We start from the raw sequence: 10738 nt of genomic DNA, 5'->3' as shown, positions 1-10738 counted from the left end.
GGCATCCGGAGCGGCGGCATTTTTCCATTCAGCGCAGTGGAATGTCGATTGATTGCAAGTGTTTGCCATCCCAGTCGTGGTAGTTGACCCGGATGTGTTCGGCCTCGACCACCATGTGGGCAAAATTGTCCTGGCTGACGACCTGGCTGGTCAGCGTGTGCCGGTATTCTCCCGCGTCTGTGCGAGCCAGCGGCTGATCGAGAATGAACGTCGATGCCCTGGCATAGGGCAGCAGTTTGCTGTTGCTCAGCGGCGAGGACACGACGGTGTGTACTTCAAAGTCCTGGTCTTCGCTGTGGGTCAGGCGGCTGGTCAGCGAACCATGCACATCGCCGGAAATGAACACGACGTTTTTGAGCCGATGCCGGCGGATGGTTTCCAGCAGGCGCAGGCGCTGTTCGGGAAAGCCCGCCCAGGCATCATTGCCGTTGATTTTGCGGTCGGGGTAGAACATGACGCTGGTGACCACGAACTTGATCCGCGCCGGGCTCTCGACCAACCACTTGCACAAGGCCTGTTCCTGTTCTTCATCGAGGATGCGGCGGTTCTCGGTCGACAAGTTGCGGCGAGTTCGACTGTCCGTCACAAACCATTCGATATCGCCGTCGCTGAATTGATACCAGTAGTGCTTCAGTGTCGTGCGATCAATTGTGCCGTTAGTTGTTGTCGCGCAGATCGGGCTATGACTTGCTTGATAAATATCGTAAGCCGCTATTGCATTGCGATACAGGGTTTTATCAGACTTGCTGGCATTCATTGGCCAGTTGTCTTCTATTTCGTGATCATCAAGGATCATGTAAGTCGAAGTGCCGGACATCAGTCGTCGGATATTGGGCAGGGAAAACGCCACACGATACTTTTCAATGAACTCGTCGTAGTCGCGATCCGGTGCGAACAGGTTCAGATCGTCCGCGTAGATCTGATCGCCACACATCATGATTGCACTGATCGCCGGTTGTGCCCCCTCGATCAACTGGCTGATGGACGCGAAGATCCGGTCGCCCAGATGCGGGAGCGACGGGATGCCGGCGGTCAGGCGCAGATAGCGGCAGGAACCGAGGATGTAGGCGCGAGGCTGCAAAGGCCGATGGCTGCGGGTGCGCAGGCGATACGTCTCCCGTGGCCATTGCAGCGGCAACTCCGCCACGCTGTGGATGGTGTGGACGGGGCTCATCGGGCTGAACCAGCCGGTCTGGTATTCGTAGTCGGTGTCGGCTTGCAAATGATCGAGTACCAGCACTTCAGTCATGTCGCGGGTTGAATCCAGTTTGACAAACTGGCCCGGTTGCCATTGTTTCGAATCCAATATTCGATAGCGAATACCGGCAAATACGGCCGTGTTATGTTGCAGTCCGCCGCGAATGAAGATCCGCGCCTGATTAGTTGTTGTGTGGCCAACGATCGGGCCGACAGTAGGTTTCAGCATGTTCGAATCCATTCGAATAAGTATTGGTAATGAATAAAGTTATCCAGCTTTATAGGCGTAACTTTAATGCGCAAAGGTTAGTTGTCTGTTGCTGAAAAATATCGATAGGAAGTGGACTCGAGTCGTGGCTTATATCAGCGCAAGTTGTGGGAAAAGTGCGGGCGGCAGTTATTTAAGGCAAAAAAAAGCCCCGCCAAACTGACGGGGTTGAGGTACGAGCGTGTGGCGCTCGAAAACGTGGAACCCGGTTGGCCCTCCGTTGCCGGAGGGCCAAGCGGTTTACAGCAGGATGGTGCGGATGTCCGCCAGCAGGCTGCTCAGACGCTGGGTGAAGCGTGCGGCAGCGGCGCCGTTGATCACACGGTGATCGTAGGACAGCGACAGTGGCAGCATCAGTTTCGGCTGGAAGGCTTTGCCGTCCCAGACTGGCTGGATGGTTGCCTTGGAAACACCAAGGATCGCCACTTCCGGCGCGTTGACGATCGGCGTGAAGCCGGTGCCGCCAATGTGGCCGAGGCTGGAAATGGTGAAGCAGGCGCCTTGCATGTCGTCAGCGGTGAGCTTCTTGTCGCGGGCCTTGGCGGCCAGCGCAGCGGCTTCGGCTGCCAGTTGCAGCAGGCTCTTCTGGTCGACGTTCTTGATGACCGGTACCAGCAGGCCATCCGGGGTGTCGACGGCGAAGCCGATGTTCACGTACTTCTTGCGGATGATCGCCTTGCCGCTTGGAGCCAGCGAACTGTTGAAGTCCGGCAGTTCCTTGAGCATGTGTGCGCAGGACTTGAGCAGCAGCGGCAGAATGGTCAGCTTGACGCCAGCCTTCTCTGCAACGGCTTTCTGAGCGATACGGAACGCTTCCAGCTCGGTGATATCAGCCGAATCGAACTGAGTCACGTGCGGGATGTTCAGCCAGCTGCGGTGCAGGCTCGACGCGCCGATCTGCATCAGACGAGTCATCGGCACTTCTTCGATTTCGCCGAAACGGCTGAAGTCGACGACCGGAATCGGCGGGATGCCCGCGCCACCGGTTGCGCCAGCGGCAGCGGCCGGTGCTTCCTTGGCCTTCTGCATCATGGCTTTGACGTAAGTCTGCACGTCTTCTTTCAGGATGCGACCGTGCGGACCGCTGGCGCCAACAGCGCTCAGCTCGACACCGAATTCGCGAGCCAGTTGACGCACGGCAGGGCCGGCGTGAACTTTCGCACCAGGCTTGGCTGGAGCAGCAACTGGAGCGGCAGCAGGTGCAGGTGCAGCGGTAGCCGGAGCAGCAGCGGCCGGCGCCGGAGCACTCGGAGCGGCAGCGGCAGGTGCCGAGGCAGCAGCCGGAGCGGCGCCTTTGACTTTCAGCTTGAGGATCAGATCGCCAGTGCCGACTTCGTCGTCCAGCTTGATGGAAATGCTTTCCACCACGCCAGCGGCAGGCGACGGGATTTCCATGCTCGCCTTGTCGGATTCCAGGGTGATCAGCGACTGGTCGGCTTCAACGCTGTCGCCAGCCTTGACCAACACTTCGATGATCTTGGCCTTGCCGGCCGAACCGATGTCCGGAACGTGGATGTCCTGAACGCTGTCGGCAACCGGTGCAGCAGGCGCGGCGGCCGGAGCCGGTGCAGCGGCAGCGGCTGGAGCAGCAGCCTGGGCCGGAGCGGCCGCAGCAGGGGCCGCAGCACCCGCCACTTCCAGATCCAGGATCAGGTCGCCAGTGCCGACTTCGTCGTTCAACTTGACGCTGATGGCCTTGACCACGCCAGCGGCAGGCGACGGGATTTCCATGCTCGCCTTGTCGGATTCCAGGGTGATCAGCGACTGATCAGCCTCGACCTTGTCGCCGACCTTGACCTGGATCTCGATGATCTGGGCCTTGCCCGACGAACCGATGTCCGGCACGTGCACTTGCTGAACCGAAGCGGCAGCAGGCGCTGCGGCTGGCGCGGCAGCCGCAGGAGCGGCAGCCGGTTTGGCTTCAGCCTTGGCAGCAGGAGCAGCGGCAGGCGCTGGGGCCGCAGCAGCGGCGCCCTCGACTTCCAGTTCCAACAGTTCGTCGCCTTCTTTCAGGCGATCGCCCAGCTTCACTTTCAGGCTCTTGATGACGCCGGCCTTCGGGGCCGGCACTTCCATACTGGCCTTGTCCGATTCCAGAGTCAGGATGCTCTGATCGGCTTCGATACGGTCGCCGACCTTCACAAACAGTTCGATTACTTCACCTTCACCGCTGCCGATGTCAGGTACGCGAATGAGTTCGCTCACAGAGTTTCTCCTCAGCAGTCCAGTGGGTTGCGTTTTTCCGGGTCGATACCGAACTTGGTGATGGCCTCGGCCACGACTTTAGGTTCGATATCACCACGGTCAGCCAGTGCTTCCAGGGCTGCCAACACCACGAAATGACGGTCGACTTCGAAGAAATGACGCAGTTTCTTGCGGCTGTCGCTGCGGCCGAAACCGTCGGTGCCCAGGACTTTGAATTCCTTGGACGGTACCCACTGACGGATCTGCTCGGCGAACAGTTTCATGTAGTCGGTAGAGGCGATGACCGGACCCTTACGGCCGCTCAGGCACTCTTCGACGTAGCTGCGCTTAGGCTTCTGGCCTGGTTTCAGACGGTTGCTGCGCTCTACGGCCAGGCCGTCGCGACGCAGTTCGTTGAAGCTGGTGACGCTCCACACGTCGGCACCGACGTTGAACTCTTCACGCAGGATCTTCGCCGCTTCACGGACTTCACGCAGGATGGTGCCGGAGCCCATCAGCTGTACGTGGTGCGCCGCTTCGCGGGTGTCTTCTTCCAGCAGGTACATGCCTTTCTTGATGCCTTCTTCGGCACCGGCCGGCATGGCTGGCTGCTGGTAGGACTCGTTCATCACGGTGATGTAATAGAAGATGTCCTGTTGCTCTTCGGTCATCTTCTTCATGCCGTCCTGAATGATCACCGCCAGCTCGTAGCCGTAGGTTGGATCGTAGGTGCGGCAGTTCGGGATGGTGGCAGCCAGCAGGTGGCTGTGACCGTCTTCGTGCTGCAGGCCTTCACCGTTCAGGGTGGTACGGCCGGCGGTGCCGCCAATCAGGAAGCCACGGGTGCGGCTGTCGCCGGCGGCCCAGGCCAGATCGCCGATACGCTGGAAGCCGAACATCGAGTAGAAGATGTAGAACGGCAGCATTGGCTGGTTGTGGCTGGAGTACGAAGTACCGGCCGCGATGAAGGAGCTCATGGCGCCCGCTTCGTTGATGCCTTCTTCAAGGATCTGACCTTTCTGGTCTTCCTTGTAGAACATCACCTGGTCTTTATCGACTGGCTCGTAGAGCTGGCCGACGGACGAGTAGATGCCCAGCTGACGGAACATGCCTTCCATACCGAAGGTACGGGCTTCGTCCGGGATGATCGGAACGATGCGCGGGCCGATTTCCTTGTCCTTGACCAGTTGCGCGAGGATCCGCACGAACGCCATGGTGGTGGAAATTTCACGGTCGCCGGAACCGTCGAGGATTGCCTTGAGGGTATCCAGATCCGGGGTCGGTACGCTGAAGCTTTGTGCACGACGCTGAGGGACGAAACCGCCCAGTGCAGTGCGACGCTCTGCCAGGTAACGGGCTTCGGCGCTGTTTGGCTCCGGCTTGAAGAACGGCAGGTTTTCCAGCTCTTCGTCTTTCACCGGGATGTCGAAGCGGTCGCGGAACAGCTTCAGGCTGTCGACGTCGACTTTCTTGGTGTTGTGCGCGGTGTTCTTCGCTTCGCCCGCACCGGTACCGTAACCCTTGATGGTCTTGGCCAGGATGACGGTCGGTTGTTCTTTGTGGTTGACCGCTTCGTGGTACGCCGCGTAGACCTTGTACGGGTCGTGGCCGCCACGGTTGAGTTTCCAGATCTCGTCGTCGGACAGGTCTGCAACCATCGCCTTGAGTTCAGGCGTGTTGAAGAAGTGTTCACGCACGAACGCGCCGTCTTTGGCTTTGTAGTTCTGGTACTCGCCGTCGATGACTTCGTCCATGCGACGTTGCAGGATGCCGTCGACGTCCTTGGCCAGCAGTGGGTCCCAGAAACGGCCCCAGATGACTTTGGTCACGTTCCACTGAGCACCGCGGAACACGCCTTCGAGTTCCTGGATGATCTTGCCGTTGCCGCGAACCGGGCCGTCGAGGCGCTGCAGGTTGCAGTTGATGACGAAGATCAGGTTGTCCAGCTTCTCGCGGCCGGCCAGGGAGATCGCGCCCAGGGATTCCGGCTCGTCGCACTCGCCGTCGCCCAGGAAGCACCAGACTTTCTGTTTACCTGGCTGGATGAAACCGCGGTGTTCCAGGTACTTCATGAAGCGAGCCTGGTAGATCGCCTGGATCGGGCCCAGCCCCATCGATACAGTCGGGAACTGCCAGAAGTCAGGCATCAGCCAAGGGTGCGGATAGGACGACAGGCCCTGACCGTCGACTTCCTGGCGGAAGTTGTTCATCTGGTCTTCGGTGATGCGGCCTTCCATAAACGCACGGGCGTAGACGCCTGGCGAGGTGTGGCCCTGGAAGTAGATCAGGTCGCCGCCGTGTTCGTCGGTCGGGGCCTGGAAGAAGTAGTTGAAGCCGATGTCGTACAGGGTCGCGCTGGAGGCGAAGCTGGAGATGTGACCGCCCAGGTCAGAATCTTTCAGGTTCGTACGCATTACCATGGCCATCGCGTTCCAGCGTACCAGCGAGCGAATGCGGCGTTCCATGAACAGGTCGCCAGGCATGCGTGCTTCGTGGGTAACGGGAATCGTGTTGCGGTAAGGCGTGGTGATGGCGTAAGGCAGTTGCGAGCCGCTGCGGGTCGCGAGTTCGCCCATACGGGTCATCAGATAGTGAGCACGGTCTTCGCCTTCTTTGTCGAGAACCGATTCCAGGGCGTCCAGCCATTCCTGGGTTTCGACGGGATCGAGGTCTTGCATGGCTTGCTCCAGGGCGGAAAGGCTTCCAGAATCGGTTGCCTGAGTTTGCGACTGGCCTTGTGGGCAGACGATTTAAAATTCTTGGATTGCCGACAGGTTGTTCCGGCGGCGTGTAGTTTTACTACAAATCATCCGGCATTTCAGCCTTTCGAATGTATAGACGAGTAGTAAAACTACAGATGAAAGGCTTGTGGCCTCCGACTGCGTTGTGAGAATAATCGTTAAGGTTGCTCTTTAGCCATCCGAAAAAGGTGAAAGTTTGATGCTGGCTGCCAAAGAAAAAGAAATTTCAGCTATTTCTCACTTTTGTTCGACAGTCCTTCGCGTAGCGGTTTTTCAATCATCACTACAAGCGGCCATTTACACGCCGATCAAGGATAGACCATGACCCTGCCCGCGCTTGCCGAACTGCCTGCCATTCTCCTGCCGTTGGTCAGCCGATCCGAGCAGTCGTTCCGTACGGCCGTCGCCGCACTTGAGGACGATCAAGGCTTCTCCACCTGGACTCCGGAGCGCTGGGCGCAGTTCGCCCGCGTCACCGCCGCCAGCGATTTCGTGATTGAACAGAGCGTTCGTGACCCTTTGATGTTGCTGTCGCTGGTGCAGTCCGGTGAGCTCGATCGACCGTTCGCCCCCGGCGAGTTGTGCGGGCAGATTGCGGCGGCGGTCAGCACCGCGCAGACCGAGGATGAACTGGGTCGCGTCCTGCGTCGTCAGCGCGCCCGGCATCAGGTGCGGATCATCTGGCGCGACCTGACTCGCCAGGCCGATCTGGTGCAGACCTGCCGCGACCTCTCGGACATGGCCGACGCCAGCATCGACCAGGCTTATCAATGGCTGTACAGCCGCCATTGCGAACAGTTCGGCACGCCGACCGGCCGGCGCAGCGGCGAACCGCAGCAAATGGTCATCCTCGGCATGGGCAAGCTCGGCGCGGTCGAGCTGAACCTTTCCTCGGACATCGACCTGATCTTCGCCTACCCCGAGGGCGGCGAAACCGTCGGCGTGAAGCGCGCGCTGGATAACCAGGAATTTTTCATTCGTCTCGGCCAGCGCCTGATCAAGGCCCTCGATCCGATGACCGTCGACGGCTTTGTGTTCCGCGTCGACATGCGCCTGCGCCCGTACGGCTCGTCCGGCGCGCTGGTGCTGAGCTTCAATGCACTGGAGCAGTATTACCAGGATCAGGGCCGCGACTGGGAACGCTACGCGATGATCAAGTCGCGGGTGGTGGCCGGCGATCAGGTGGCCGGGGCGCAGTTGCAGGAAATGCTGCGGCCGTTCGTTTACCGGCGCTATCTGGATTTCTCGGCGATCGAAGCGCTGCGCACCATGAAGCAACTGATCCAGCAGGAAGTCCGGCGCAAGGGCATGGCCGATAACATCAAGCTCGGCTCCGGTGGCATTCGTGAAGTCGAGTTCATCGCCCAGGCCTTTCAGTTGATTCATGGCGGTCGCGATCTGAGCCTGCAACAGCGGCCTCTATTAAAGGTGTTGAGCACGCTGGAAGGGCAGGGTTATCTGCCGCCGGCAGTGATCAGCGAATTGCGTGAAGGTTATGAATTCCTGCGCTACACCGAACACGCGATCCAGGCGATTGCCGATCGGCAGACCCAGATGCTGCCGGACAGCCCGCAGGATCAGGCCCGCATCGCCTTCATGCTCGGTTTCGCCGACTGGGACGCCTTCCATGAAAAGCTGATGTTCTGGCGTGGCCGGGTGGCCTGGCATTTTGCTCAGGTCATCGCCGATCCCGATGAGGAAGAAGGCGCCGACTGCGAAGTGGTGGTCGGCGGTGAATGGCTGCCGCTGTGGGAAGAGGCTCAGGACGAAGAAGCCGCTTGCCGCCAACTGGAAGAGGGCGGTTTCGCCGACGCCACCAAAGCCTTGAAAGCGCTGGCCGGTCTGCGCAGCAGTCCGCAGCTGCGGGCGATGCAGCGTCTGGGACGCGAACGCCTCGACGCCTTTATTCCACGTCTGCTCGCTCAGGCAGTGGAGCATGACAATCCGGATCTGGTGCTCGAACGGGTTCTGCCGCTGGTCGAAGCGGTGGCCCGGCGTTCGGCTTATTTAGTGTTGCTGACGGAAAACCCCGGCGCGCTGCGTCGCTTGCTGACTCTGTGCGCCGCGAGTCCGTGGATCGCCGAGCAGATCACCCGTTTCCCGCTGCTGCTCGATGAGTTGCTCAACGAAGGTCGCCTGTTCAAGCCGCCCTTGGCGCCGGAACTGGCCGCCGAATTGCGCGAGCGCCTGACCCGGATCCCCGAGGACGACCTCGAACAGCAGATGGAAGCCCTGCGCCATTTCAAACTGGCGCATCGCTTGCGCGTCGCCGCGTCGGAAATCGCCGGCAGCCTGCCGTTGATGAAAGTCAGCGATTACCTGACCTGGCTCGCCGAGGCGATTCTGGAACAAGTGCTGGCCCTGGCCTGGCGCCAGACCGTGGCCAAGTACGGCACTCCGCTGCGCACCGACGGCACGTTGTGCGATCCCGGCTTCATCATTGTCGGTTATGGGAAAGTCGGCGGGATTGAATTGGGGCATGGTTCGGACCTGGATCTGGTGTTCATCCACGACGGCGATCCGCAGGCGGAAACCGACGGAGCGAAGCCTATTGATGGCGCGCAGTTCTTTACCCGGCTCGGCCAGCGGATCATTCACTTGCTGACGGCGCAGACCAACTCCGGCCAGCTGTATGAAGTGGACATGCGCCTGCGGCCGTCCGGTGCGTCGGGGCTGCTGGTCAGTTCGCTGGGGGCATTTGCCCGCTATCAAGAAAATGAAGCCTGGACGTGGGAGCATCAGGCTCTGGTGCGGGCGCGGGTGCTGGTGGGCAGTCAGGATGTCGGCCAGGCGTTCGAGAAAGTACGGGCTCAGGTGCTGGGCAAGGCGCGGGATCTGGCGAAACTGCAACAGGAAGTGAGCGAGATGCGCGCCAAGATGCGCGATAACCTCGGCAGCAAGAGCACCGCCGCCGGTACCGCGGCGAATGCCTTCGATGCCACGGCGCCGTTCGACCTCAAGCAGGACGCCGGAGGTATCGTCGATATTGAATTTATGGTGCAATACGCGGCCCTGGCGTGGTCGCAGACCCACCCGCCGTTGCTGCGCTGGACGGACAATATCCGCATTCTGGAAGAGCTGGAACACGAGGGGCTGATGCCCGTCGAAGACGCCAGCCTGTTGCGCGAGGCCTATAAGGCCTATCGTTCCGCCGCCCACCGGCAGGCCTTGCAGAAGGATGCCGGGGTGATACCGGGCGATCAGTTCGCGGACGAACGGCGGCAGGTGATGCGGATCTGGCGTGAGCTGGGGCTAAGCTGATTCTCGAGACGGGGAGGCGTAAAGCCTCCCCGGTTCGTTTTTGGAAACCACATGAATATTCTGATCGTTGGGCCCAGTTGGGTCGGTGACATGGTGATGGCGCAGACACTGTTTCAGTGTCTCAAGCAGCGCCACCCGCAGTGCGAAATCGACGTGCTGGCCCCCGAGTGGAGCCGGCCGATCCTTGAGCGCATGCCCGAAGTGCGCAAGGCCTTGAGCTTTCCGCTCGGCCACGGCGCGCTGGAGCTGGCGACCCGCCGGCGGATCGGCAAATCCCTGGCCGGCCAGTACGACCAGGCAATCCTGCTGCCGAACTCGCTGAAGTCGGCGCTGGTGCCGTTCTTCGCCGGCATCCCGAAGCGTACTGGCTGGCGCGGCGAATTCCGCTACGGCCTGCTCAATGACGTGCGCACACTGGATAAAGAACGTTATCCGCTGATGATCGAACGTTTCATGGCGCTGGCCTACGAGCCGAACGCCGAGCTGCCGAAACCGTATCCGCGCCCGAGCCTGCAAATCGACCCGGTGACCCGCGAGGCGGCGCTGGCCAAGTTCGGCCTGACCCTCGATCGTCCGGTGCTGGTGCTGTGCCCCGGTGCCGAGTTCGGTGAAGCCAAACGCTGGCCGTCCGAGCATTACGCCAAGGTCGCCGAGGCGCGCATCCGCGAAGGCTGGCAGGTCTGGCTGTTCGGCTCGAAGAACGATCACGCGGTGGGCGAAGATATCCGCGCGCGGCTGATTCCGGGCCTGCGTGAAGAGTCCGTGAACCTCAGTGGCGGTACTTCGCTGGCCGAAGCCATCGACCTGATGTCCTGCGCTGACTCTGTGGTTTCCAACGATTCCGGTCTGATGCACGTTGCTGCAGCGTTGAACCGTCCGTTGGTGGCCGTCTATGGCTCGACTTCGCCGGGCTTCACCCCGCCGCTGGCCGAGCATGTGGAAATCGTCCGTCTGGGCCTCGATTGCAGCCCTTGCTTTGACCGGACCTGCCGTTTTGGCCATTACAACTGCCTGCGCCAGCTGATGCCGGACGCGGTCAACGATGCCTTGCAGCGTTTGCAGGGCTCTGTGGTCGAGGTCCATTAAG

Annotated in this window: 6 protein-coding genes; 3 read left to right on the top strand and 3 right to left on the bottom strand. The window is 60.6% G+C overall.

From position 1 onward, the window contains the following. Positions 1–28: 28 nt before the first annotated feature. The 3 genes from AC1RME_RS11700 to aceE all read right to left on the bottom strand — a co-directional run bounded on the left by AC1RME_RS11700 (position 29) and on the right by aceE (position 6327). Positions 29–1426, bottom strand: coding sequence for an alkaline phosphatase D family protein (locus AC1RME_RS11700; protein WP_096819874.1), 1398 nt, complete (start codon positions 1424–1426; stop codon positions 29–31). Between the two features lie 279 nt (positions 1427–1705). Next, entirely contained in the window at positions 1706–3670 is a 1965-nt protein-coding gene (gene aceF, locus AC1RME_RS11695) for a dihydrolipoyllysine-residue acetyltransferase (RefSeq protein WP_096819873.1), read from the bottom strand. Between the two features lie 11 nt (positions 3671–3681). Next, a complete protein-coding gene (gene aceE / locus AC1RME_RS11690; RefSeq protein ID WP_096819872.1) occupies positions 3682–6327 on the bottom strand; it encodes a pyruvate dehydrogenase (acetyl-transferring), homodimeric type in 2646 nt (881 codons plus the stop codon). A 262-nt stretch (positions 6328–6589) separates the two neighbouring features. On the opposite strand from aceE, the gene AC1RME_RS11685 reads away from it, so the two are divergent. From AC1RME_RS11685 to waaF, 3 genes are read left to right on the top strand one after another with little or no spacing between them, the layout of a single operon-like run. After that, a complete protein-coding gene (locus tag AC1RME_RS11685; RefSeq protein WP_255261909.1) occupies positions 6590–6715 on the top strand; it encodes a hypothetical protein in 126 nt (41 codons plus the stop codon). Beyond that, positions 6712–9651 (top strand): bifunctional [glutamate--ammonia ligase]-adenylyl-L-tyrosine phosphorylase/[glutamate--ammonia-ligase] adenylyltransferase, encoded by a 2940-nt coding sequence (gene glnE, locus AC1RME_RS11680; RefSeq protein ID WP_096819871.1) that lies wholly within the window; start codon positions 6712–6714, stop codon positions 9649–9651. Before AC1RME_RS11685 ends, glnE begins: the two co-directional genes overlap by 4 nt. 51 nt (positions 9652–9702) lie before the next feature. Next, positions 9703–10737, top strand: a complete 1035-nt coding sequence (waaF, locus tag AC1RME_RS11675) for a lipopolysaccharide heptosyltransferase II (RefSeq protein WP_039766536.1) — start codon at positions 9703–9705, stop codon at positions 10735–10737. Position 10738: the final 1 nt, after the last annotated feature.

The organism is Pseudomonas sp. GW822-FHT03F08 (assembly GCF_058801265.1).
This window is presented reverse-complemented; position numbering and strand designations above follow the sequence as displayed.